At 64.1% G+C, this 22,855-nt stretch carries 22 protein-coding genes and 1 tRNA gene; 12 read left to right on the top strand and 11 right to left on the bottom strand.

Annotation, left to right across the window (positions count from 1 at the left end):
• Positions 1–10: 10 nt before the first annotated feature.
• The 3 genes from VA599_RS13950 to VA599_RS13940 form a co-directional block, all read right to left on the bottom strand.
• The gene (locus tag VA599_RS13950) at positions 11–952 is read right to left on the bottom strand and encodes an SPFH domain-containing protein (RefSeq protein WP_046156586.1); all 942 of its coding nucleotides are present in this window, start codon (positions 950–952) and stop codon (positions 11–13) included.
• Positions 953–963: 11 nt separating this feature from the next.
• Positions 964–1,386 (bottom strand): NfeD family protein, encoded by a 423-nt coding sequence (locus tag VA599_RS13945; RefSeq protein ID WP_021477586.1) that lies wholly within the window; start codon positions 1,384–1,386, stop codon positions 964–966.
• Positions 1,387–1,480: 94 nt separating this feature from the next.
• Positions 1,481–1,609, bottom strand: coding sequence for a hypothetical protein (locus VA599_RS13940; protein WP_021477585.1), 129 nt, complete (start codon positions 1,607–1,609; stop codon positions 1,481–1,483).
• 121 nt (positions 1,610–1,730) lie between these two features.
• Between VA599_RS13940 and VA599_RS13935 the strand changes: the two genes are divergently transcribed.
• Both VA599_RS13935 and VA599_RS13930 read left to right on the top strand, forming a co-directional pair.
• Entirely contained in the window at positions 1,731–2,321 is a 591-nt protein-coding gene (locus VA599_RS13935) for an IMPACT family protein (RefSeq protein ID WP_346789099.1), read from the top strand.
• A 24-nt stretch (positions 2,322–2,345) separates the two neighbouring features.
• Entirely contained in the window at positions 2,346–3,281 is a 936-nt protein-coding gene (locus tag VA599_RS13930; RefSeq protein WP_104947526.1) for an exopolyphosphatase, read from the top strand.
• A 32-nt stretch (positions 3,282–3,313) separates the two neighbouring features.
• Here VA599_RS13930 and VA599_RS13925 read toward each other — a convergent pair whose 3' ends face one another.
• The gene (locus VA599_RS13925) at positions 3,314–3,973 is read right to left on the bottom strand and encodes an HAD family hydrolase (protein WP_346789097.1); all 660 of its coding nucleotides are present in this window, start codon (positions 3,971–3,973) and stop codon (positions 3,314–3,316) included.
• A 103-nt stretch (positions 3,974–4,076) separates the two neighbouring features.
• Here VA599_RS13925 and VA599_RS13920 point away from each other — a divergent pair, with 103 nt between their 5' ends.
• The 3 genes from VA599_RS13920 to VA599_RS13910 all read left to right on the top strand — a co-directional run bounded on the left by VA599_RS13920 (position 4,077) and on the right by VA599_RS13910 (position 6,807).
• Positions 4,077–4,724 carry a ParA family protein gene (locus VA599_RS13920; protein ID WP_021477581.1) on the top strand — a complete coding sequence of 216 codons (648 nt, stop codon included), beginning with the start codon at positions 4,077–4,079 and terminating at the stop codon, positions 4,722–4,724.
• A 180-nt stretch (positions 4,725–4,904) separates the two neighbouring features.
• Positions 4,905–5,855, top strand: a complete 951-nt coding sequence (locus VA599_RS13915; RefSeq protein WP_346789096.1) for a GMP reductase — start codon at positions 4,905–4,907, stop codon at positions 5,853–5,855.
• Between the two features lie 175 nt (positions 5,856–6,030).
• On the top strand, positions 6,031–6,807 hold the full coding sequence (locus VA599_RS13910; protein ID WP_346789095.1) for a substrate-binding periplasmic protein: 777 nt from the start codon (positions 6,031–6,033) through the stop codon (positions 6,805–6,807).
• 4 nt (positions 6,808–6,811) lie between these two features.
• On the opposite strand, the gene VA599_RS13905 is transcribed toward VA599_RS13910, so the two are convergent.
• From VA599_RS13905 to lptF, 6 genes are all read right to left on the bottom strand, one after another.
• Positions 6,812–7,318 carry a MaoC family dehydratase gene (locus VA599_RS13905; RefSeq protein WP_346789094.1) on the bottom strand — a complete coding sequence of 169 codons (507 nt, stop codon included), beginning with the start codon at positions 7,316–7,318 and terminating at the stop codon, positions 6,812–6,814.
• Positions 7,319–7,391: 73 nt separating this feature from the next.
• A complete protein-coding gene (locus VA599_RS13900) occupies positions 7,392–8,153 on the bottom strand; it encodes an alpha/beta fold hydrolase (RefSeq protein ID WP_346789092.1) in 762 nt (253 codons plus the stop codon).
• Between the two features lie 7 nt (positions 8,154–8,160).
• Positions 8,161–9,444: a serine hydrolase domain-containing protein gene (locus VA599_RS13895; protein ID WP_346789090.1), complete on the bottom strand. Its 1,284-nt coding sequence runs from the start codon at positions 9,442–9,444 to the stop codon at positions 8,161–8,163.
• A gap of 220 nt (positions 9,445–9,664) precedes the next feature.
• Positions 9,665–12,235, bottom strand: coding sequence for a [protein-PII] uridylyltransferase (locus tag VA599_RS13890; protein WP_346789088.1), 2,571 nt, complete (start codon positions 12,233–12,235; stop codon positions 9,665–9,667).
• Between the two features lies 1 nt (position 12,236).
• The gene (gene lptG, locus VA599_RS13885) at positions 12,237–13,313 is read right to left on the bottom strand and encodes an LPS export ABC transporter permease LptG (protein ID WP_021477576.1); all 1,077 of its coding nucleotides are present in this window, start codon (positions 13,311–13,313) and stop codon (positions 12,237–12,239) included.
• A 12-nt stretch (positions 13,314–13,325) separates the two neighbouring features.
• Positions 13,326–14,432 carry an LPS export ABC transporter permease LptF gene (lptF, locus tag VA599_RS13880; RefSeq protein ID WP_346789087.1) on the bottom strand — a complete coding sequence of 369 codons (1,107 nt, stop codon included), beginning with the start codon at positions 14,430–14,432 and terminating at the stop codon, positions 13,326–13,328.
• 194 nt (positions 14,433–14,626) lie between these two features.
• On the opposite strand from lptF, the gene VA599_RS13875 reads away from it, so the two are divergent.
• From VA599_RS13875 to VA599_RS13860, 4 genes are read left to right on the top strand one after another with little or no spacing between them, the layout of a single operon-like run.
• Entirely contained in the window at positions 14,627–16,192 is a 1,566-nt protein-coding gene (locus VA599_RS13875) for a leucyl aminopeptidase (RefSeq protein WP_231153532.1), read from the top strand.
• The gene (locus VA599_RS13870; protein ID WP_021477573.1) at positions 16,179–16,604 is read left to right on the top strand and encodes a DNA polymerase III subunit chi; all 426 of its coding nucleotides are present in this window, start codon (positions 16,179–16,181) and stop codon (positions 16,602–16,604) included. The genes VA599_RS13875 and VA599_RS13870 overlap by 14 nt, the downstream gene beginning before the upstream one ends.
• On the top strand, positions 16,601–19,291 hold the full coding sequence (locus VA599_RS13865) for a hypothetical protein (protein ID WP_346789085.1): 2,691 nt from the start codon (positions 16,601–16,603) through the stop codon (positions 19,289–19,291). The genes VA599_RS13870 and VA599_RS13865 overlap by 4 nt, the downstream gene beginning before the upstream one ends.
• On the top strand, positions 19,284–19,835 hold the full coding sequence (locus tag VA599_RS13860) for a cob(I)yrinic acid a,c-diamide adenosyltransferase (protein ID WP_346789083.1): 552 nt from the start codon (positions 19,284–19,286) through the stop codon (positions 19,833–19,835). The genes VA599_RS13865 and VA599_RS13860 overlap by 8 nt, the downstream gene beginning before the upstream one ends.
• A gap of 88 nt (positions 19,836–19,923) precedes the next feature.
• On the opposite strand, the gene VA599_RS13855 is transcribed toward VA599_RS13860, so the two are convergent.
• Positions 19,924–21,531: a methyl-accepting chemotaxis protein gene (locus VA599_RS13855; RefSeq protein WP_021477570.1), complete on the bottom strand. Its 1,608-nt coding sequence runs from the start codon at positions 21,529–21,531 to the stop codon at positions 19,924–19,926.
• On the opposite strand from VA599_RS13855, the gene VA599_RS13850 reads away from it, so the two are divergent.
• From VA599_RS13850 to VA599_RS13840, 3 genes are all read left to right on the top strand, one after another.
• Positions 21,530–22,123 carry a hypothetical protein gene (locus tag VA599_RS13850; RefSeq protein WP_346789082.1) on the top strand — a complete coding sequence of 198 codons (594 nt, stop codon included), beginning with the start codon at positions 21,530–21,532 and terminating at the stop codon, positions 22,121–22,123. The two genes, VA599_RS13855 and VA599_RS13850, sit on opposite strands and share 2 nt — an antisense overlap.
• 46 nt (positions 22,124–22,169) lie before the next feature.
• A tRNA-Thr gene (locus VA599_RS13845) sits at positions 22,170–22,245 on the top strand.
• A 257-nt stretch (positions 22,246–22,502) separates the two neighbouring features.
• Positions 22,503–22,832: a phage tail tube protein gene (locus VA599_RS13840; protein WP_346789081.1), complete on the top strand. Its 330-nt coding sequence runs from the start codon at positions 22,503–22,505 to the stop codon at positions 22,830–22,832.
• Positions 22,833–22,855 lie beyond the last annotated feature (23 nt).

Below are 22,855 nucleotides of genomic sequence, written 5' to 3'. Positions count from 1 at the left end.
CTCAGAGGGATTAACGATTAGTTTGTTTGACGACGCTGAGCGCGCTCGCCACCAGTCCGCCGACGTCGGCGACGTTGCTCGGCATGATGATGGTATTGTTTTCCTTGGCCAATTTGCCGAAGGCGTCGATGTATTGCTCGGCCACTTTCAGGTTGACGGCCTCGATGCCGCCCTCGGTGCGGACGGCCCCGGCGATGCGGTTGATCGCGTCGGCAGTTGCGTCGGCCACCAGCCGAATGGCTTCGGCCTCGCCCATCGCCTGGTTGATCGCCGCCTGCTTGTTGCCTTCGGAGTTGTTGATGGTGGCCTGCATCTCGCCCTGGGATTTCTGGATCGCCGCTTCGCGCGCGCCGGTGGCCAGGTTGATCTGCTCCACCTTCACGCCCTCGGACTGGGCGATGCGGGCGCGCTTTTCCCGCTCTGCTGTGATCTGGGCCTGCATCGCGTGCAGGATGTCCTGCGGCGGCACCAGGTCCTTGATCTCGTAGCGCAGCACCTTGACGCCCCAGTTGATCGCAGCCTCGTCCAGCGAGGCCACGACGGTGCGGTTGATGTCGTCTCGCTCCTCGAAGGTTTTGTCCAGCTCCAGCTTGCCGATCACCGAGCGCAGCGTGGTCTGCGACAGCTGGGTGATGGCGACGATGAAGTTGCTGGTGCCGTACGAGGCCAGCTTGGCGTCGGTGACCTGGAAGTACAGGATGCCGTCCACCTTGAGCTGGGTGTTGTCGCGGGTGATGCAGATCTGGCTGGGCACATCCAGAGGGATTTCCTTCAGGCTGTGCTTGTAGGCGATGCGGTCGATGAAGGGCGTGATGATGTTCAGGCCCGGAGTCAGGGTGGCGTGGTAGCGGCCCAGGCGCTCGACGATGTAGGCGTGCTGCTGCGGCACCACCGCCAGCGATTTGAAAATGAAGATGACGACGGCCACGAACAGGATCAGGACGATTTCCATGGATTTTCTCTTTATTGCGGTTGTTGTGACGAGATCTTGAACTGATTGCCTTCGCGGCCGGAGATGTAACCGGTGCCGCCGGCGCTAAGCCCGCTGTCCAGCAATACGGCGTCCCATTCGGCGCCGCGGTAGTGGATGCGGGCGTGGCCCGGGGTGGTCAGCGCGCGGATTTCCACCTGCTGGCCCCAGTCGGGGTCGTCCTGGGGCGGGGGCGGAGGCATCAAGCTGCGCCTGCGGCGATAGATTAGCAGCAGGCCGACGGCGCCGCTGACGCTGGCGATCAGCCATTGCCACGGTTCCGGCGCGCCCAGCCAGGCGGCGAGGCCGCCGCAGGCCAGGGCCAGCGCCACCATCAACAGATAGAAGGTGCCCGACACGAATTCGGCGATCAGCGCGACCAGCGCGCAGCCGAACCAGAAGGTGAGTTGCGACATGAAATCCTCAGGGGGCGATCATCACGGTTATTGTCCGGCCATTTCTTGCGAATGACAACGGGGTCGCCGGCGGGGCCGGCGGCGCGGACAAAGCTCAGACGTGGTCGCGATCCGGCAGGAAATGGGACAGGTGGATGGCGTCCTCGCTGTCTAGCCAGCATTTCCTGACATAAAGCCAAAGGCCGGCGACGATCAGCGGTACAAGCAGGAGCAGGGCGGTCATGGCCGTTCCCTCCGGATGGGTTCCCGCTTTCAGTTTAGACCGCGAATGCGTTGCCGGCGGTGCCGAATGGCGACCTCCGGGTTTACAATGCCCGCCCGTTTCAGACCGCAGGATGCGTGGAATGTTCCAGTTGCAAGAAAAGGCCCAGGCCGAGGTGGAAATCCGCAAGAGCCGCTTCATCGGCATTGTGCTGCCGGTGGCCAGCCGCGACGAGGCGCTGCGCGAGCTGGCGGCCATCCGCGCGCGTTGGCCGGACGCCCGCCATTACTGCGCGGTGTTGCTGTGCGCCGGCGATTCCATGCTGGACGACGACGGCGAGCCGTCCGGCACGGCGGCCAAGCCGATGTACAACGTGTTGCAGCATAAGCGCCTTACCAATGTGCTGGCGGTGGTGGTGCGTTACTTCGGCGGCATCAAACTGGGTGCGGGCGGCCTGGTCAGGGCCTACACTCAAGCTGTCAATGCCGCGCTGGCCGAGGCCGTCCTGACGCCGCTGAGCCGAACCTGCTTGCGGCGGCTGGGAGTGGACTTCTCCGGCGAGGCCCGTCTGCGGCACGCATGCCAGGAGACGGGGCTGGCGGTGGTGGATCAGCAGTACGCCGACAGGGTCTGGCTCACGGTGGAGCTGCCTGAGGCGGATGTGGACGCGCGGCTGGCCGAGTTGGCCGACCGCATGGCCGGCGCGCTGGAGGTGGCGGCGCCGGACGGCTGAGAATGCAACGAACGGGAGGCGCAGATGACGCAGCAGAAACAGTACCGCCTGGTGACGCGCAGCGATTTCGACGGACTGGTGTGCGCGGTATTGCTCAACGAGCTCAAGCTGATCCGCGAGGTGATGTTCGCCCACCCCAAGGACATGCAGGACGGCAAGGTGGAAATCACCGGCGACGACATCACCACCAACCTGCCATACGTCGCCAAGGCGCATCTGGTGTTCGACCACCATCTGTCGGAGACGCTGCGCAATGCCACCGACGTCGACAACTATGTGATCGACCCGCGCGCGCCGTCGGCGGCGCGGGTGGTGTACAACCATTACGGCGGCAAGAAAGCGTTTCCCGGCATCAGCGACGAAATGATGGCGGCGGTGGACAAGGCGGACTCCGCCCAGTTTTCCATCGACGAAATACTCGACCCCAAGGATTGGGTGCTGCTCAACTACCTGATGGACGCCCGCACCGGCCTTGGCCGTTTCCGCGAGTTCAAGGTCAGCAATTTCCAGTTGATGATGGATTTGATCGGCTACTGCCGCAATCACGGCATCGACGAGATCTTGCAGCTGCCCGACGTGCAGGAGCGGGTGGCGCTGTACCGCCAGTACGAGACGCTGGCCAAGGAGCAGATCCGCCGCTGTTCGCGGGTGCATGGCAATGTGGTGGTGCTGAACCTGCTGCACGAGGAAACCATCTACCCGACCAACCGTTTCATGATTTACGCGCTGTTCCCTGACTGCAACATCTCCATCCACCAGATGTGGGGGCTGAACAAGCAGAACACGGTGTTCGCGGTGGGCAAGTCCATCGTCAACCGCACTTCGCGCACCAATATCGGCGCGCTGATGCTGCAATACGGCGGCGGCGGCCACGAAGCCGCCGGCACCTGCCAGGTGGGGCATGACCAGTCCGAGGACGTGCTGGACGAATTGATCGCGCGCATCCGCGGCCACGGCTAGCGCGGGAGAGGCCGGAGGCCTCCCGCCGCCAATTACAGAGTTCGCAGCAGCGCCAGCGCCTGATGCAAGTCGCCGCAGGTGGCCAGCGCTTGCGCGCGCTGCGTCTCCGACGGCGCGATCAGGTCCGGCACTAAGATGACTCTGGTGCCGGCCGCGACGCCGGCCTGCATGCCGTACGGCGAATCCTCCAGCACGATGCAGCGCTCCGGCGCAGCGCCCAGCAGCGCCGCTGTCGCCAGATAGATGTCTGGCTCAGGCTTGGTGCGCGCCACTTCGTCGCCGGCTATGGTGTGCTGGAAATAGCGGGCCAGTCCGCTGCGCGCCAGCTTGACGTCGGCGACCGCGCGGCGGGTGGAAGTGGCCACCGCGCGCGGAATGCCTTGGCTTTCCGCCCAATCCAGCAGCTCGATGATGCCGGGCTTGAGCGGAATCTCCTCTTCTTCCAGCATGCGGCGGTAACTGGCGCGGCTGGTCTGCTGCAGCCGCGCGGCCAACTCCTCGTCTGCCAGGTATTCCGCGATATAGCGGGTGCAGCGGGCTTCGGACAGGCCCACCATGCCCATCAGCATCGCGTCGTCTATCTGTATGCCCAACTCGGCGCCGGCGCGGCGGGTGGCCGCGCAGGACAAGGTCTCGGTATCCAGCATCAGGCCGTCCATATCGAACAGCAGGGCGTCGAAACTACGGTTCATCCCATCTCCTTTCTACCCCAAACTATCGGTTTCCCCGGCCGCCGGCAAGGGCGATGACTCTGGTATAGTGGTGCGGGTCAAGCGCAAGGCTAAGGAGGCGAGGGTGAGGTCGGTACTGATAGCGAATCCCAAGGGCGGCAGCGGCAAGTCGACGCTGGCCACCAATCTGGCGGCCTATTACGCAGCCAGTGGCAAGCAGGTGATGTTGGGGGATGTGGACCGCCAGCAGACCTCCTTGCACTGGCTGGCCAGGCGCGATCGGGCCTTGCCCGGCATTTCCGGCTGGGAAGTGGCGGCCAACGAGCCCAAACGCCCACCGCGCGGCACCGAGGTGGTGGTGCTGGACAGTCCCGCCAGCCTGCATGGCAAGAAGCTGAGCTCGCTGTTGTCGCAGGTGGGGCATGTGATCGTGCCGATCCAGCCGTCGCCGTTCGATGAGTGGGCCAGCGAGGCCTTCTTCGAGCAGATGCTGGAGGAAAAATCCATCCGCAAGAACAAGGCCTATATGGCGGTGGTCGGCATGCGGGTGGATCCGCGCACCCGTTCCGCGCGCGAGCTGGAGCAATTCCTGGCGCGGCACGACGTGCCGGTGCTCAGCTGGCTGCGCGACACCCAGCTTTATGTGCAAGCGGCTTCGGCGGGGATGTCCTTGTTCGATCTGCCCGCCTCGAGGACGGAGCGGGATCGGGAAGCCTGGTTGCCGATACTGCGTTGGCTGGGAGACGATCCGTCAGCCTGGTGCGACAAATAGCGAAAATTTTTACGTGTAGACTCTTGACGTCGAGAATCAATGCGCGTAGTTTTGTTTCGTAACTGCGTGCGAGCCAAAACAGGCGTCGCAGGGGTAGCTGCAAATGGGAGCCAATAGGGCTCCCGTCTTTGTTTGGGGCCCCTGTTTTTTCATTCAACCTGTTTTTGTGGGAGCACACGCATGATCAAGACCGAATTCAACTACGGCGACGTATATCTGGTGCCGAAGAAAACCGTGGTGGACAGCCGCAAGGAGTGCGATACCTCCGTGCAGTTCGGCCCGCGCCGCTTCGCGATGCCGGTCTACCCGTCCAATATGAAGTCGGTGGTTTCTGCCGAAACCTGCGAGCTGTTCGCCCGCGAAGGCTGGTTCTACACCCTGCACCGCTTCAACGTCGACGCGGTGGCCTTCACCCGCTACATGCAGGAGCAAGGCCTGTTCGCGTCGATCAGCGTCGGCGTCAACGACGACACCTACGAGCAACTGGACGCGCTGAAGGCCGCCGGCCTCGAACCCGAATACATGACGCTTGATGTCGCCAACGCCTGGTGCGTGAAGGCTGAGCGCATGATCAAGCATATCAAGCAGCACTTCCAGAATACTTTCCTGATCGGCGGCAATGTCGCTACCGCTGATGCCGCGCGCGACCTCGAAGCCTGGGGCTGCGACGCGATCAAGGCCGGCATCGCCGGCGGCCGCGTCTGCATCACCAAGAACAAGACCGGCTTCCATCGTCCGATGGTGTCCACCGTGCGCGATTGCGTGGCGGCGGTGAAAGTCCCGGTGATCGCCGACGGCGGCATTGTCGAGCATGGGGACATCGCCAAGGCGCTGGTCTGCGGCGCGACCATGGTGATGGCCGGTTCGCTGTTCGCCGGCTACGACGAATCGGCGGGCGACATCGTCGAAATCGCCGGCAAGCATTACAAGGAATACTTCGGCAGCGCCTCGCAGTTCAACAAGGGCGCCTACGTCAACGTCGAGGGCAAGAAGATCCTGGTCGAGTACAAGGGCAGCATGGGCAAGCTGCTGCGCGAACTGCAGGAAGACTTGCAGTCTTCGGTCAGCTACGCCGGCGGCGCGACGCTGTCGGCGCTGCGCGATGTGGAGATGATCCAAGTGTATCGTTGATAGAACCGGCCTCGATGCCGCTCTGATCATGGCCCTGCCGCCAGTTTTTGCGGCGGGGCTTTTTTTGCGGCGGCTTCCCTGTGGGCTCGAACTATGATGAAACACGGCGCTGGGCTGTCGGCTAGACACCTGCCTGCCGCCGCTGTGGTTTCGAGTCTGTTTCCAGGGGGATGCCATGTCGCGTTTCGGAATGTGGTGTGTGGGCGCTGCGATAGGCATGCTGGGCAGCGGGTGGTCGGTTGCCGCGCCATTGCAGCTTGGCACCGATGAGTGGTTGCCCTATGAAACGGTGAATGAGCCGCAGGCTCCGGGCTTCAGCGTAGAAGTGATCCGGCGCGTGTTCGAAACTCTGGGGCAGTCGGTGGAAATTCATCAGTATCCCTGGGCGCGGGCGCAGAGCATGGTGTATGCGGGACAGAACGACGGCCTGTTCTCGGCGTTTCGCAACGCGGAGCGGGCGGCGCATTGCTATTACCCGGACGAGCCGCTGGCTTGGGATCGCTGGGTGTTGTTCGTGCGGCGGGACAATTTGAATCGGCTGGCCTTCCATTCGCTGGCGGATTTGAAAGGTCGCATGGTCGGCGTGGTTCGCGGCGCGGCGGTGTCTCCCGAGTTCTGGGCCGCGGTGAGGCGCGACAACGATTACGAGGAGTCGGTGGACGACGACGCCAATTTCCGCAAATTGTTGGCGGGCCGCGTCGATTACGTCGTCGCCAGCCAGACCAACGGTGCGCGGGAGCGTTTCCGGATTCCTAGCGGGGAGCAGATCGCAGCGTTACCGGGGGCGGTGCTGAAGGAGGACGCGCTATACCTGATTTTCAGCAAGAAGACAGTCAGCCCCAAGACCGTGGCGGCGTTTTCCAAGGCCTTGCGCCAGTTCAAGCAGACCGGGGAATACCGTTCGATCTCCCAGCGCTACTTTCCCGATATGGCGGATGGCACCGGCAAATAGCCGTTCACGCCCGGATGGTTTCAGGCTTGCTTGGCGCAGTCGGTGCGGACTGGGCCTCGGCCGGCTGCACAGCCTGGCATTGCAGCCAGATCGCGCACTCCAGATGCATCGCTGTCTCGCCGCGCTGGTTGCGGGTGGTCCAGCGCACTTTCACCACGCCGAAGCCGGGCTGGCTGCTGGAGCGGCGCTTGTCCAGCACTTCCACTTCCACTTGCAGCGTGTCTCCGGGGCGGCTCGGCTGCGGCCAGCGCATCTTGTCGATCTGCATGCCGATCAGGCCGTTGGCGGCGCGGCCCAGCGCGGACTCCGCCACCAGCCGCATCGACAAGCTGCTGGTATGCCAGCCGCTGGCGGCCAGGCCGTTGAAAAAGGTCTGGCGGGCGGCTTCCGGATCGGTATGGAACGGCTGGGGGTCGAACTGACGGGCGAAAGCGATGATTTCCTGCTCGCTCAGCGTGTGTTCGGCGCTTAAAAAAAGCTGGCCGGGACTAAGGTCTTCGAAGTAGAGCATGATTCATCTTACGTTAACGTAATATCAGGTTTGCAGCATAGCGCCAGCGTTGAAATTGGTCAAAGCATCATTCTCAATCCAGCGCGGCGGCGATCGCCTCGGCAAGGCCCGCGGGATTGTCCCATGCCAGCGAGTGGCCGGCGTCGGCGACGATGCTGGTGTCGATGCCATGCCGGGGCAGCCATTCGACGTCTGGATCGGGCAGCGATTTTTCGCCGAAGATGATGCGGCGCGGCATGGACAAGGCCAGCAGCTGCTCGCGCCAGCCGACCGTGCTGCCCGCGATCAGGCCCTTGGCGGCCCTGTGCACGGCCAGCGGCGAGGCGACGGCCATGCTGCCGGCCCAGTTGGGATTGTCCGCGCCGAAGGTCTGAATGATTTCCCGATGGCCGCGGGCGACGTAGTCGGCCTCACTCCAGCTTGCCAGCGCGCGGCTGTAGGCGCCGCCGCCGCTGTCCAGATTCGGTTCCGCCAATACCAGGCGCCGGATTCGGTCAGGCAATAGCGTGGCGAGTTCGATGGCGACGCTGCCGCCCATGCTGTGGCCGTAGAGATCGAATTCGCGCAAGCCCAGTTGTTCGATCCATTGCCCCAGCGCTTCAGCCTGGGCGCCGGGGGCGTAGCTGAAATCTTCCGGCTTGTCGCTGAAGCCGTGGCCCAGCAAATCCACCAATAGCGCGCGGCGCCTGGCGAGACCCGGTTCGGCCAGCAGGCGGGGATAATCGAACGAGGAGGCGCAGCCCAGGCCGTGCAGCATGATGAGCGGCACGCCGTGGCCGGGGATGTCGTGATAGCGCAGCATGGCTTGCGGCTGGGAAAGCGCGAAATATTGCATGATGGATTCAGCGTGAGGAGTTTGAAATTTTCCGGTATTCATGTCGTTTCAGGCCGCTGATGTGGGTCAGCCGGGTTCCGGCGGCCTGGTGGCTGAAGATCAGCCGCTCGGGCAGCCGCTCCAGTCTGGCCTCGCAATGTTCTGGCTCGCTGCGGCTGGCGATGACGGCGCAGTCGCAGCGCGCGCCGTAGCGGCGCGTGAGCGTGGCGACGCCATTCTGTATGAGGATCTCATCGCCATCGTCGGCCAGGTAGCGTCCGTCGAGCCAATCGGGCAGGGTGGCGAAGCCGGTTGCGGCGGGGCCGGTATCGACAGGGTTACCGTCAAGGAGCTGGCAAACCGTTTCCGCTAGCGCCCAGGCATCGGTTTGAGCCAGATTGCTGAGAGCGATCACGCAACGGTTCTTGGCTGGCTGGGCCAGTAAGACCGAAACAAAGCCGTTGATGTCGCCAAGATGGGAGAAGACGGGGCCGTCGGGCGCGTGTTCGCGATACCAGCCGGCGGCGAAGCCGTCCTCGCCGTTTTCGGTCGCGAACATCCACTCCCGGCTGTGCGGGGAGAGGAGGTCGCCGTCTCTCAGCGTTTGCCACCAGCGCAGCAGGCCGGGAGCGTTGGCGCTGAGGCTGAAGGCGCCGAAGCCGTTGCTCATATCCAAGGGCGGCGCCTCTTGCCATTCGGTGGCCAGCCAATAGCCGCGCGCGCCATCGGTTGCCGGCGCCTCCACTTCATCGAGTATGCCGCTCAGCCCCGCCGACGCCAGCATCTGGCGCAACAGAACCGCGAACGGTTTGCCGCGCAAGATCTCAAGCAGCCGCGCCAGTAAGGCGTAAGCGGTATTGCTGTAGGCGCAGCCTTCGCCCGGAGCGAACAGCGGCGGATGGGCGAGGATGTCGTTTATCAATTGGTCCGGCGTCCAGTATTGTTGCATCCGCGTCGGCCAGTAGTCGGGCAGGGCGGTGTGATTGCCCAGCCCGGAGCGGTGGCGCAGCAAGTGGCTGGCGGTGAGGGCGTCCGGCAGCTTGAATTGCGGCAACAGCGGCTGAAGGGGCTGAAGGGGCTGATCCAGCGCCAGCAGGCCATCGTCCACCAGCCGCAAGACCAGCGCGGCGGTAAAGCTTTTGCTGAGCGAGCCTATGCGCAGCGGCGTGTCGTTTGCCATCGCTCTGCCGGAAGCGGCATCGGCCCAGCCATAGCTGCGCAGCCATTGCCTGTCGCCCTCGGCAGCCAGGATGACGCCGCTGAAATTGCCGTCGGCGGCCAGGCGTTCCAGATAGGGCGTCAGCAAATCCATGGGGCCTGCCTAGTTGGCCAGCGCGTACAGCGCGGTGTCGCGCAGGGTGCCTTCCAGCCGGCGTGCGCGGCGGGGCCATCTCCCGGCGTCGGGCCGCGGAGGACCGGGCGTTTGGTTTCGATCGGTTCGGGAATGTTCCGCAGAATATCCGACATGTCATGCTCCTTGCATTGCGGAATGCAATGTTAATGTTATGACGTGGAGTATTCCAAGCAGGATTTCAGACCCGCAGCGCGGCGATCAGCGCGGCTTCCAGCGCCAGCGAGGTCTTGTCGTCCTTCAGCGCGGCGCCGGAAATCTGGAACGAGTCCTCGGCCCTGCTGCCCAGCGTCATGATTTTGGCGGACTGGACATTGAGCCGGTAATCGGCCAGCACCTTGGCGATGCGGGCGAGCAGGCCGGGGCGGTCGCCGGCGACGATGGACAGGATGAAGTCGTTGTCCCGGTCGTCCGGACGGATCGATACCTGCGGCGTGATCGGGAAGTGCTTCAAGTGGCGGCTGATCCGGCCTTGCGGCGGCAGCTGCAAGGGCTGGTCCGTGGCCAGCGCCGCCGCCAGCTCGAACTCGATGAAGTTGATCATGTCGCGGTAGTCGCCATCGTGATGCTCGGGGACGAAGACGTGGAAGGTGTCCAGCGCGTAGCCGTGGCGAGTGGTGTAGACTTTGGCGTCGGCGATGCTGTAGTTGGTGCGGCCGAAGAAGGCGCAGGCGCGGGCGAACAGCTCCGGCTTGTCGGGCGAGTAGATCAGCACCTGCAGGCCTTCGTGGTCGTCTGCCAGCCGCGCGCGCACCTGCGGCAGGTCGGGCGACAGCTGGCGGTTGAGCACGCGGGCGTGCCAGGCGATTTCCTTGGCCTCGTGGCGCAGGAAGTAGACGGTATCGAGCTGCGCCCACAGGCCCGCTTCGGCGCCGTCCGGTATCGCGTGCAGCCGCAACTGGGCGCGGGCCTGGTTCTTGCGCGCTTCCAGCTCCGAAGCGAGGTCGATTTCGCCGCCGCGCGACAGCACGCGCAGCGTCGCGTGGTACAGGTCTTCCAGCAGCTTGGCCTTCCAGGTGTTCCACACCTTGGGGCTGGTGCCGCGGATGTCGGCCACGGTCAGCAGGTAGAGCGCGGCCAGGCGGCGCGGCGTGCGCGCCAGATCGGCGAAGCGCTGCACCGTTTCCGGGTCGTAGATGTCCTGCTTCTGCGCGATGCTGGACATGGTCAGGTGCTGGCCCACCAGCCAAGCGACCAGTTCGCAGTCTTCCGGAGGCAGGCCGTGGTCGCGGCAGAAGGCCTCGGCGTCGACGATGCCCAGCTGGGAGTGATCGCCGCCCCGGCCCTTGGCAATGTCGTGGAACAGGCCGGCCAGATACAGCACCTCCGGCCGGTCGAAATCGTTGATCAGCCGCGACAGAAACGGGTATTCGTGGTTGTAGGCGCTGATGGCGAAACGGCGCAGATTGCGCACCACCATCAGGATGTGTTCATCCACGGTGTAGACGTGGAACAGATCGTGCTGCATCTGGCCGACGATCTGGCCGAAATTGGGCAGGTACTGGCCGAGGATGCCGTACAGATTCATCCGCCTCAGCGTGCGGGTGAGTCCGGCTGGCTCGCGGAAGATCTGCATGAAGGTGGCGCGGTTGCGCGGATCCTGGCGGAAGCGGTCGTTGATCTGGCTGCGGCCATGCCACAGCGCTCTCAGCATGCGCGGGGCGAAGCCGGACAGTTCGGGGTGGCGCTGCAGCGTCAGGAAGGCTTCCAGTATCGCGTGCGGGTGCTTGTCGAAGACATTGACCTCGCGTATGCCCAGCATGCCATTGACGGCATGGAAGTATTCGTTGATGTGCTGGGTGACGCGCGGCACCTGGCTGTAGATGCGGCCGCGCAGGTTGGGCAGCAGGATGCCGTTGAGCTGGTTCACCGTTTTGGCGGCGCGGAAGTACAGCTGCATCAGCTGTTCGCTGGCGCGCTTGGCGGGGGTGTCGGCCAGGCCCCAGGCCTGCGCCACCTGCTGCTGCAGGTCGAAGATCAGCCTGTCTTCGCGGCGGCGGGCCAGCAGGTGCAGGTCGATGCGCAGTTTTTGCAGCTGCTCCTCGCTGTGCTTGATCAGCCGCGCCTCGGCCAGGGTGAGGATGCCGCGCCGGACCAGCGAATCCCAGTTGTCGCCCAGCCCCGCCGCCTTGCTGATCCAAAGAATGGTGTGCAGATCGCGCAGGCCGCCCGGGCTTTCCTTCAGATTGGGTTCCAGGTTGTTGCTGACGCCGAAGTGGCGGGTGTGGCGCTGCTGCTGCTCCAGCGTTTTGCCTTCGAAGAAGGCCAGCGGGTCGCGTTGCGCCTCCAGCCGCGTCATCAGCTTGCGCCAGGGCTCGGCCGGGCCGGCGACCAATCGGTTTTCCAGCAAATTGGTTTCGATTGTGATGTCGCCGGCGGCTTCGCGCAGGCATTCGTCCGTCGTGCGCACGCTGTGGCCGATTTCCAGGCCGATGTCCCACATCAGGCCGATGAAATGGCTGACCTTGTCGTTGGTTTCGGAGGATGGCTGGTCGGGCAGCAGGATCAGGATGTCGACGTCGGAGCTGGGGAACAGCTGCCCGCGGCCGTAGCCGCCCACCGCCGCCAGGGTGGCCAGTTCGTCCAGGCCCTGCTCGCGCCATAGCTCGGCCAGCGCCTGGTCCACCGCCTGGCTGTAATGGCGCAGGAAGGCCGGCGCGTCGCGGTCGGCGCGGTAGGCCTCTGCCAGTTGTTGTCGCTTGTCGGCCAGCGTCTGCCGCCAGCGCTGCAGGGGAGTGGCCGCAAGCGTCATGTCAGCGCCTTTCCTGTTTCGCGATGATGCCGATGCCGCCCAGGAAGAAGATCAGCGTGGGCAAGGTGGCGGACAGGATGGAGTTCCAGTCGTACAGCAAGCCCAGATGGCCGAACAGGCGGTTCACGAAGTGGAAGGTCACGCCCAGGCAGATGCCGGCGAACAGCTTGATGCCCAACTGGCCGTGGCGGCGCTGTTGCGGCGTGAAGGCCAGCGCCACCAGCGCCATCGAAATGCAGGCCAGCGGGTAGAACAGCTTGCTCCACAGCGCGATCTCGTAGCGCTGGGTCTGCTGCTTGTTCTTCTTAAGGTGCTCGATGTAAGTGAGCAGGTTGTGCGCCGACATTTGTTCCGGCACCACCAGCAGCACCGACAGGATTTCCGGCTCGATGATGGATTTCCATTTCAGCGCCGGGTAGGCGTTGCTGATGGTGTGATCGGCGGCCAGCACGGTTTCCTTGACGTTTTCCAGCTGCCAGCTGCGGTCCTGCTTGGAGAAGGTGCCGCGCTCGGCGATCCGGGTGCGCTCCAGCTTGAAGTCCTGATCGTAGGTGTAGATGCGGATGCCCAGCAGGGTGTTGTCCGGCAGCATTTCATGCACGTTGATGAAATTCTGGTTGTCTTTCACCCAGGTGCCGGAGCGGAACTCTTTGGCGACGATGGAGTGGGTGGCGGTCAGCTTGGTGCGCTCGGCCTCCTGCATCGCCCACGGCGAAACGAATTCTCCCAGCAAAATGGTGAGCACGGCGAAGCCCAGGCCGAACTTCAGCAGGGTGGCGGCGATCTGGCCCAGCGTGACGCCGGAGGTGCGGATCACCGTGTATTCGCTGGAGCTGGCCAGCTGGGTCATCGCCACCATGCCGCCGATCAGCACGGCCAGCGGCATCAGTTCGTAAGCGTGGCCGGGGACCAGCAGCGCCACGTAGGTGGCCATCACGCTGGCGGTATAGGTGCCGGTGCCTAGGGCGGGCACTTCGCCCAGCAGATCGAAAAAGCCGTACAGGCCCAGCAGCGCCAGCAAGGTGAACAGCGTGGACTGGGTCAGGGTGCTGATGATGTAGCGGTGTATGAGTTTCATCGACGTGGTGGCTTAGCTTTTCTTGCTGAACATCAGGCGCAGGGAATGCGAGAAAGGCGCCTGCGGACGGTCGCGGTGTTTGAGCAGCAGCAGCGCCGCCAGCAGCAGCAGCGCGTGCACCAGCGCCACCGCCCAGACGCCCACCTTGTCCTGGCCCACCCAGTTTCGGGTCAGGGTCAGGCCGTTTTGATAGACGAAGAAGGCCAGCAGCGCGAACAACAGGTTGTAGGTATGGCCGCTGCGCGGATTGTAATAGGACAGCGGCAGCGCCAGCAGCGCCAGCAGGATGCAGCTGATCGGCATGGAAAGGCGCCAGGCCAGCTCCGCGCGGTATTCGGGGTTGCCGCTGCCGGCGAGCAGAACGCTGGTGGGGATGGACTGGCGGTTGCTGGCCGGTCCGGTTGAGGCCTGGCTGTCTCCCAGGCTGGCCGTGTAGCGCTTGAAATCGCCTATCTGGTAATCGGCGTGTCCGGGTTCGCCGACATAGCGCTTGCCGTCTTCCAGCACCAGCACGCGCTCGCCGTCCGGCTTGATCGAAATATAGCCGCGCTTGGCGAAAATGGAGCTCACTTTGCCGTCGGTCATATCCTGCATGAAGATATTGGTGGCGGCGCTGTGCAGGCCGGAATAATTTTCAATGAAATACACTTTGCTGGACGATGCGGATTCCTTGAACACGCCGGGCGATATTGCGGAGATTTCTTCGCGGCGCTTGATGATTTCCGCGTAATCCTGGCTGCGCTGGTCCGCCCAGGGGCCGACGAACAGCGTCACGACGGCGATCAGCACCGCCAGCGGCACGGTGAAGCGCATGATGGGCCAGACCCAGTCGCGCAGCGACAGGCCGGCGGACAGCCAGACCACCATCTCATGGTCGCGCCAGGTGCGGGTGAGCACGACCAGCACGCTGACGAACACCGTCAGGATCATCAGAACCGGGAAAAATCCCAATGTCCAGAAACCGATCAGCGCGGTGACCGCCTCGTTCGCGATCTGCCCCTCCGCCGCCCGCCCCAGCAGATTGATCGCTTGGGTGGAAACAATGATGGCGAGGAGTACGACGAATACGCCCAGCGCGGTTAAAGTCAATTCCCGTGTCAGGCTTTTTTGAAAAACCATTTATTCAGTGCCTTTTTGACTTTTTGTGAAAAGCATTGTGATAATTCGATGAGACAATTCTGAATCGCCAATTCCGGCAAATTTGGACTAATACAACAATCCTGCGTTACCGGCGGCCGGGCCGTCCGTCTTTTTCGAGCTTAGACGGCCGTCATGAGGTGGCGCAACGACACTCGTTCTACAGCGGAGTACCTATGGAATTTAACATAAAAAGCGGCAGCCCGGAGAAGCAGCGCGTCGCCTGCGTGATGGTCGGCGTTTATGAATCGCGCAAGCTAACCTTTGCCGCCGATCTGCTCGATCGCATCTCCAACGGCTTCATCAGCGACGTGATCCGCCACGGCGATATGGAGGGGAAACTGGGCAGCACGCTGGTGCTGCATTCGGTGCCGCACACGCTGTGCGATCGGGTGATGCTGGTCGGCCTGGGCAAGGAGCGGGAGTTCCGCGCCAAGGAATACCGCGAGGCGGTGCGCGCCTCGGTCAAGGCGCTGACCCAGACCTCCGCCAGCGAGGCCGTCAGCTACTTGTCCGAATTGACCGTCAAGAAGCATGACGTGGAGTGGATGATCGAGCAGGCCACTGTGGTGACCCTGGACGCGCTGTACCGTTTCGACCGCTTCAAGAGCAAGCAGGACGAGTCCGCGCGCGAACCGCGCAAGCTGACGCTGGCGGTGCCGCGCCGCAGCGACCTGGCCGACGGCGAGAAAGGCCTGCAGCGCGGCCTGGCCATCGGCAACGGCATGAAGCTGGCCAAAGACCTGGGCAATCTGCCGGGCAACGTCTGCACGCCGAGCTATCTGGCCGACGAAGGACGCAAGGTCGCCGATGCTTTCGGCGGCGAGGCCGAGATTCTGGGACCGAAGGAAATCGCCGAGCTGGGCATGCATTCCTTCCTGTCCGTGGCCAAGGGCAGCAGCGAAGAAGCGCGCCTGATCGTGCTCAAGCACCAAGGCGCCAAGGATAAGAGCGACAAGCCGATCGTGCTGGTGGGCAAGGGCATCACCTTCGATTCCGGCGGCATCTCGCTGAAGCCGGGCGAGGGCATGGACGAGATGAAGTACGACATGTGCGGCGCCGCCACCGTGCTGGGCGCGTTCCGCGCGGTGGTGGAGATGAATCTGCCGCTGAACATCGTCGCCATCGTGCCCACCTGCGAAAACATGCCGGCTGGCAATGCGGTCAAGCCGGGCGACATCGTCACCTCGATGTCCGGCCAGACCATCGAAGTGTTGAATACCGACGCCGAAGGCCGACTGATCCTGTGCGACGCGCTGACCTATGCCGAGCGCTTCAATCCGGCCACGGTGGTGGACGTCGCCACCCTGACCGGCGCTTGCGTGATCGCGCTGGGCCACATCGCCACCGGTCTGTACAGCAACCAGGACAGCCTGGCGCGCGAGCTGCTGGCCGCCGGCGAGGAAGTCGCCGACCGCGCCTGGCACATGCCGCTGTGGGATGAATACCAGGAGCAGTTGAAGAGTCCGTTCGCCGATATGGCCAATATCGGCGGCCGCCCGGGCGGCAGCATCACCGCGGCCTGCTTCCTGTCACGTTTCGCCAAGGCTTATGACTGGGCGCACCTGGACATCGCCGGCACCGCCTGGAAAGGCGGCAAGGACAAGGGCGCCACCGCGCGTCCGGTGCCGCTGCTGGTGCAGTTCCTGCAAGACCGCGCCGACATCGCGCTGGGCAACGTGGTGCGCCGCGGCCGCCCGCGCCGCGAGGCGCCCGAAGTGGCAGACGATGAGCAAGATTGATTTCTACACCAATGTCGCCGATCCGCAGGCTTTCGCCTGCAGGTTGGCGGATACCGTGCAGCGCAAGAAGGAACGGTTGCTGATCTGGCTGGACAGCGAACGCAGCGTCGAAGTGTTCAGCAACCGCTTGTGGAGTTTCGGCGATACCCGCTTCGTGCCGCATTGCCGGCTGGGCGAGCCGGGCGCGGCTGAGACGCCGGTCTGGCTCGCGGCCAGCCTGCCGGACGACTTGACCCACCCGGTATTGCTGAATCTGGGGCCGCAATTGCCCTATGAATTCGGCAGGTTTGAGCGCATTCTTGAAATAGTGGGGCGCGACCCGGAGTCGCTGGCCACTGCCCGCGAGCGTTTCCGTGCCTACCGTGAGCACGGTTGCGCGATCGAACATCACGACATGAGTCAAACGCCATGACCGAGTCGCCGAAAGCCGACGAGCCCGACTGGAGCGGCCTCAACCTGCCGGTCCTGACTGAAGTGGTGGACGAACAGGCCGTGCCGACACTGGCCGAGGAAGCATCCACGGAAGCGCAGGCGGAGGTACCCGAGTTCGATTTCTCTTCCGAGCTGGATTTGCTGGCGGCCGAATTGGACGAGGGCGAAGCTCAGCTGGAAATTCCCGAACTGACGCTGGACGATTTGCTGGAGGCGCCCAAGCCGGAAGCCGAGCCGGCCGGCGGCCTGGATTTCAGCGGTTTGCCGTCGCTGGAACTGGCGGACGCCGACATCGCGGCCGACGGCGAGGAACTGGGCTTCGTGCTGGAGCCCAAGGCCGAGGCGCAAGCCCCGGAGGCGGATGGACTGGCTGAGTTGATGGCCAGGGCCGATCCGCAGCCGTCTGCCGAGGAGCCGTTCGAGCTGCATTCGGCGGCGTCAGCGGAAGATGCCGCGGAGACGGTTGTTCCGGAAGAAATGGGTTGGAGCGATGTGGTGGCTGCGGCCAGCGAGCTTCCCGCCGACGCGCATCAGGCCGCTGCCGAGAACGCGCCCGAAGCGCTGCCGGCGCTGGAGCCGGAGGGCGCGATTGAGACGCCGCCTGTCGAGGCGGAATCCCTTCCCGAACTGCCGATTCCGGACGCGGCAGCGCCGTCTGCGCCGGAGGCCTCTCCGGCTGATGCAGTGCCGATGGTCCAGGCGGCGGATGCGTCGCCGCCGTTCACTTCCATTTCCATCGACAGCCTGCCCAGCGGCGTGCTGGGTGGCGGCGCAGGCCGCGAGCCTCCCCCGTCCAGCGGGCTGGAGTGGCTGTCCGAACTGCCGTCCCAACAGCAGGCCGAGCCGCCCAAGCCGACGATCAAGGACATGATCGCCGAGGCGGAGCGCGTGCTGGCGGAGGAGAGGGCAAAGCAGCAGGCCGCCAATCGAGAAGTGGCCGAAGCGTTCGGCTTGCCGCAGCGGGAGGAGCCATCCATCGCCGCGGCGCAACCCATCGAGGCCCCGGCGGTCGCGCCGGAAGTCCCGCATGCGGCGGAGGCCGACAGCGCTTTGCCCGGTGCAGGCCTTGAGGCCGAGATCGCCCAGGCCACGGCTGACATCGAGCAGGCGCGGGAAACCGCCGAGGCGGATGCCGTCGCTCACGTAGCGGCTCTTGGCTTGGAGAGCGAAGCGCCGCTGCCGGTCGAGCCGTTGGCCGCGATGCCGCTGGAGCAGCGCCAGGCGCTTGAGCAGAGTCCAGCGGAGCCGGTTGCCGCGGCTGAGGCGGATATGGCGCAGGCAATGCCGGAGATGGAGGCGTTCACCGTGCCGGATGAGCCGTCGGAGCCGGCGGAGGCCGAGCCGGCGCTTGATCCCGACATGCCGGTGGAGGCATTTGACGCGGTTGTCCCGCAGTCGGCGGAAGAGGAGCAGCCGATCGCCGACGCGGAGCCGTTGGTGGATTCTGGACTGGAGCCTGCATCCGAGCCGATTGAGCTTGCCGCCGATGCGCTTGCTGAAGATGAGGCTGCGCTTGAGACCGCGCCCTTGCTTGTCGAGCAGGAGGCTGAGCTGGAGCCTGTGGCCGAGTCCGCGCCGTTCATTGAGGCCGAGCCTCCGGGGGGGGGAGCATCTGAGCAGATAGAAGCCGATGCTGAGCAGGCCGAGAGCTTGGCTTCTGTGCCTGATGTCGAGCAGGCATTAGGGGAGGGCGAGCCGGCTGATGCCGAATTTTCGCCGGCAGAGGCGGAGCCGTTTGGCGGGACTGATCTGGCGTCGTCCCAGGATGGCGCGCAGCCGGATGGCGTGATCCCGTCGGTGCCGGCGGGGGGTGTCGAGCCGGGATTTGCCGAAGAGGCTTCCACTGATGCGATGCTTTCGCACGCAGAGATGGAGGCGTCTGATGGGTCCGTTCCGCAGCCTTCCTCTTTGGATGGCGCGCAGTCGGATGAAACGGCCCCATCGGAGCCGGCGGAAATGACCGAGCCGGTAGAGCTGGGGGAGCTGGCTCCGGACGCTGATCCGGCGCATGCTGAGGCGATGGATGGTTTCGCGGAGCCTGCCGAGGCGGCTCACTCCCAGGCCGAGCCGGCCCTTGACGCGGACCTTGCGGTGCTGGAGGCCATTCCGCTGGAAGCGGCCTTGCCGGAGCCTGTCCCGACGTCGGATGCGCACGAAGAAGATGTCCAGGCGGAGCCCGTGGCAGAGGGGCATGGCGACGCGGTGTCTACCTTGTACGAGGCGGTGCCGCAGCCCGCGCCGTTGGAAGACGAGGATATGCCGGCCTTGTCCGGTCTGTTGGGCCGGAGCCTGGCCGCGCCTGCCCCGGAGGATGCGCCTGCGCCGCCGCAGGAGATGGCGCTGGATGCTCCCGTTTCGGTGGTCAAGGTGGCCGCGATGTCGTCCGCCGCCGGGGCAGGGCGGCAAGGGCCTCCGGCGACGGTGCTGGACGAGCAGGCCTTGTTCAACTCCCTGTACGAACGCATGCTGCCGCGGATGAAAGTGGAGCTATCGCTATGGCTGCAGGACGCGATCGAGGTGCAAGCCAAGCAAATGCTGTCCGGGATGATGCACCAATTGAAAGAGGATTATGAAATGCTGTTCGGCGATGCGCTGAAAGAAAGTTTGCGGCAGGCGCTGAGCGATGGCGACGGCGTGCGCAGAATAGGGGAGGACGGACATGAGTGACCGTTTGTCCTCCATCGTCACCCGCACCGGAGACGACGGCTCCACCGGCCTGGGCGACGGCAGCCGCGTCGCCAAGGACAGCGCCCGCATCCAGGCGCTTGGGGATGTCGACGAGCTCAACTCGGTGATCGGCGTGTTGCTGGCGGAGTCTCCGCCGCAACCTATGGCGGAGTGGCTGGCGGAAATCCAGCATGATCTGTTCGATCTCGGTTCGGAACTCGCCGTTCCCGGTTACAGCGCCATCTCCGACGGCCATGTGCAGGCGCTGGAGGCACTGGTGTCTTTCATGAACGAGGAATTGGGGCCGTTGAAGGAGTTCATTCTTCCCGGCGGCTTGCGCAGCGCCGCGCTGGCGCACCAGGCGCGTTCCGTTTGCCGCAGGGCCGAGCGCGCGGTGGTGGCGTTGGCCCGCGAGGAAGAACTGTGCCAGGCCTTGCGCCGTTATCTGAACCGCTTGTCGGATTTTCTGTTCGTGCTCGCGCGCTATCTGAATCGGGAACAGGGCGTGCCTGACGTGTTATGGCGGGCGGGAAGGACGCGCTGAGCGCCATGGTGGAAAGAAGGGCGGCGAAAGCCGCCCTTTTTCATTCCGCAGCGGGCTGCCTGTCTTGCGGATGGGGCAGGAGCGCTGATCACAGACGGAATTTGGCCACCGAGTCCTTGAGCTGGTGGGCCAGCGCGGACAGCGCCTCGACATTGCCGTTCACTTCAGATACCGAGGCTTGGGACGCGTCCACCATCTGGGAGATGGACGCCACGTTGGTGGCGACGCTATGCCCAGCCTCAGCCTGCTCGGTGGCCACCTTTGCCATTGTGCGGATCTGATCCAGCGTGTGCTCGGCGCCCTGGTTGATCTCGCGTAGCGCCTGGGCGGCCTCTTTCGCGCGCTCCACGCCACGGGCCACCAGCGGCCTCACCTCGCTCATGCTGTCCGCCACGGAGCCGGTATCCGCCTGGATCCGCTTCACCATGCCGGTGATTCTTTCCGTGGCCTGGGCGCTGCGCTCGGCCAGCTTGCGCACTTCGTCCGCCACTACGGCGAAACCGCGACCGGTCTCTCCGGCTCTTGCCGCTTCTATCGCCGCGTTCAAGGCCAGCAGATTGGTCTGGTCGGCGATCTCCTTGATCTCGCCGGCGATGCCGTCTATCTCGCGGGAGCGGTCGGTCAGGCCGCCGATCAGCGAAGACGCGCTGGCGATCTGACCCGATACCAGCTGGATTTCGTCCGCCGCCAGCATCGCCAGCTTCTCGCCTTCGCCGGCCAGCCGGCAGGACCGCAGCGAATCGCTCTCCGTTTCTCCCGCGCAGGCGCTCACTTGATTGCTGCAAGCCGCCATGGATTCGATCTCGCGGGAGGTGCCTTGCGTCGCCAGCAGCGATTGGTGCGCCGCGTCGTTGATGCGCTCCACCTGGCCGCTCAGGCCGCCTACCGCGCGCTCCAGGTCCGTCGCGCCGCGCTGCAGGCTCTGTATCATGCCGCGCAGGCTGGCCTGCATCGTCGCGATCGCCTCCATCAGGCTGCCGCGGCCTTCGCTCTTCACGCTCAGGGTCAAATCGCCGGCCGCGATGTCCAGCGCCGTGCGCGAAGCGTCATAAGGCTCCCCGCCTATCACGGCGTAGATCGAGCGGGCCACCAGCCAGGCCATCGCGATCACCACCGCCAGCACCCCCGCGCCGATCAGCAGCAGCCGCAGCGCCAGCCTGTCGAACACCTGGTCGACATCATCCAGGAACACCCCGGTGCCTATGGTCCAGTTCCAGCCATGGATGCGCATCACCGCGTTGAGCTTGGGCAGCGGCACGTCGCCATTGGGGCGGCGGGTGCGGATCTGCACGAAGCCGAAGTCGGCGTCGCGGAGCACGTCTTCGTAAGCCTGCACCAGCGTGCGTCCGTCCGGCAGCTTTTCGCCGGGATCATTCTTGCCCAGCTTGCGTTTGTCCGGGTGAACCAGCACCAGGTTGTCGCTGCCGCGGGCGAAAACGTAAGTGCCCTTGTCGCGCAGGCTGCTCATCGCCTCGATCGCCCGCCGCTGCGCTTCCGGCTGGGACAGTTTGCCGGACTGTTCCAGCTTCTGGTAATGGGAAACCTGCTGTCCCGCAAGCGTCAGCAAGGTGTGAATCTGAGAACGGCGGTCTTCCAGCTGCGAATCATGCAGGCTGTACAAGGCAACGCCCGCCAATACGACAAGGCCCAGGCCTGCGTTCAATACCAGAATGCCCAGGCGGGTGGAAAGCTTCATGGCAGTCACTCCTGATCCAGCACATCCTTCGTTACGCGGCTTCAGCCGGGCCCGGTTTCTGGCCGCCTTCCGCACTCATGCTAATATAGGCAAATACCGCCATGATTCCGATCAACGGTTTCCCTCAAACGAATCCGATAAAAAAATGAACCTGATCAAGCTGATAAGCCCGTTCATCGCCATCGGCCTGGCCATCGCCAGCCCATTGAGCCACGCAGAGCCGGAAGACCAGCCGCTGCCTGGCGACTTCCAGCCCGCCCCCGCAGCCAAGCCGCTGCACCAGCCCCGCGCCAAAGCCGCGCCAAGCCACGTTTCCAAGCCTGCCACCCATGCGCAGCGCAAAGCCAAGGCCCCGCATGCCAAATCCGGCAAGGCCCACGCCAAAAAACATGCAGCCAAGCCGCGCCATGTGAAATCCAAGCATGCCGCCAAAAACAAGCGGGCCCAAGCAGGCGGCAAGCATCTGAAAAAAGGGCAGGCCAAGCATCACGCTCAAAAGAAAGCCCACAAGCCCGCTAAAGCGCATAAGCATAAGGCCCATAACAAGAAGGCAACCGCCAAGCCGCATCATAAGCACAAGAAAAAGCGCTGAGGCTCTTGCCAAGCCATAAACAGCCGGGCATAATGCGTCTCTCTTCGCCGGTGTAGCTCAGTTGGTAGAGCACCTGACTTGTAATCAGGGGGTCGCGAGTTCGATTCCTGCCGCCGGCACCAAATAAAATCAAGGGCTTACGAATTTAATTTCGTAAGCCCTTGATGCATTGCGGGCCGGATATTAGGCAGCCTCATCTGATATTGCCTTATTCCGGTTATATTGGTCGATGCCTGTTCGCGCGTTTCCCTTTCTAGTTATATTTTCCCTGTCTCAATTCTTATCTCCTTTCGGCATTTCCTGCGCGCGTTGCATGGTTGGTTATATCAGCGTCGTGCTGACGCTGGCAATAAACCCAAGACACGCATACCGGCATGGCGTGCATCACGCTCAATGGCCAAAAAAGCGCAGCGAGGGCGACGCCAGCCTCAAGGTGGGCGGCAAGATCCGCGAGCAGATCAAAGACGCCAACGGCCCCTGCGGCCTGACCACCAAGGAAGTGAACGGCGGAGAGGTGAAGTTCACCCTGCGCCACGGCAGCGACGAGGACGTGGTGGCGCTGCAGCAGCTGGAGGACGTGACGCTGATTTTTGAAACCGACAGCGGCCAGCGCTACCTGGTGGCCAACGCCGGCACGGTGGGGGAGGTGGAGCTGAAGGGCAACAAGGTGGACGTCACCATGGCCGGTAACCCGGCCGAGCTGGTCTGATTCCACCCCTGTTTGCACCGCCC

Source organism: Chromobacterium indicum (assembly GCF_039708975.1).
GTDB classification, from domain to species: Bacteria; Pseudomonadota; Gammaproteobacteria; order Burkholderiales; family Chromobacteriaceae; genus Chromobacterium; species Chromobacterium piscinae.
This window is presented reverse-complemented; position numbering and strand designations above follow the sequence as displayed.